This is a genomic window from Dietzia sp. DQ11-38-2 (genome assembly GCF_014145055.1).
GTDB lineage: Bacteria > Actinomycetota > Actinomycetes > Mycobacteriales > Mycobacteriaceae > Dietzia.
The window spans coordinates 1-1,193 of record NZ_JAALDW010000279.1 but is presented as its reverse complement, the minus strand read 5'-3'; the positions used below and the strand labels follow the sequence as shown (position 1 = coordinate 1,193).

Sequence of the window (1,193 nt, the reverse complement as noted above, 5' to 3'; positions counted from 1 at the left end):
GGCCCGGTGCAGCGCGCGCCCGCCCACCACGGTCCCGGCCGACCCGAACGCCCCGGTGTCGTGGGTGAGCTGCGCGGTGTCCGAGGCGTGCAACACCACCGAGTCGGAGGGCACCGCCAGCACCTCGGCCACGATCTGCGTGTGCACGGTGGCGGTGCCGTTGCCGAACTCGGCGGTGCCCACGTAGGCGTGCACGGTGCCGTCGGCGTCGATCTCCACGCGGGCGGAGCCGTGGTGGCCCCCCGGCGGGTTGGTGGCGATCATGCATACCGCCACCCCGGTCCCCTCGGACCACCCGGGAGGGGCCGACTCCCCCCGTCCCGACTCCAGGGCTCCGGCGACGAGGTCCAGGCAGTGGTCGAGCCCGTAGGAGGACAGGGCCAGCTCGTCGTCGTCGCCCGCCGAGCTCACCAACCGGTCACCCGGGCGTACCACGTTGCGCCGCCGCAGTTCGACGGGATCGATCCCGGCGACCTCGGCGAGCTCGTCGAGTGCGCTCTCGAGCGCGAACCCCACCTCCCCCAGCCCGTACCCGCGGAAGGCGCCGGAGGGGACGGTGGTCGTGTAGACGGCCTCCGCCGCCACCCGTTTGGCGGGGCAGCGGTACAGCTCCACCGACTCGGTGATCGAGTGGAACATCACGCCCGCCGAGTGCCCGCCGTACGCGCCCGCGTCGGACAGCACGTCCAGGTCGAGCGCGGTGAGCCGGCCACGGGCATCGCACGCGACCGTCGCCGTCACCCGGTAGGGGTGTCGCACGGTGGCGGAGGTGAACTGCTCGGCGCGGGTGTACTCCCACACCACGTCGCGGCCGGTCCGCAGGGCGGCCAGCACGGCCAGGTCCTCGACGATCATCTCCTGCTTGGCGCCGAATCCCCCGCCCACCCGGGCGGCGTGTACGCGCAGGTCGTCCCGTTCCAGGCCGAAGATCCACGCCAGCTCGTCCCGGACGAGGAACGGCACCTGCGTGGACGAGCGGATGTCCAGCGCGCCGCCGCACCGGGGCCCGCCGTCGATGTGGCGGACGATCACCGCGTGTGTCTCCAGGTGCGTGTGCTGCACCCGCGAGGTGCTCCAGGTGCCCGTGACGACGTGCGCGGCGCGGGCGACCCCGGCGTCGACGTCCCCCACCGCGCCACGCCAGCTCGCCACGACGTTGCGTGCGGGGTCGGCGATCCGGTGGGCCCCGGAGA

General features: G+C 74.1%; 1 protein-coding gene. It reads right to left on the bottom strand.

Annotated features, from left to right (window positions below; genetic code table 11):
- Positions 1–1,193 (bottom strand): molybdopterin cofactor-binding domain-containing protein (locus G6026_RS10095; RefSeq protein ID WP_182613097.1); only part of this gene is annotated, 1,193 nt, incomplete at both ends.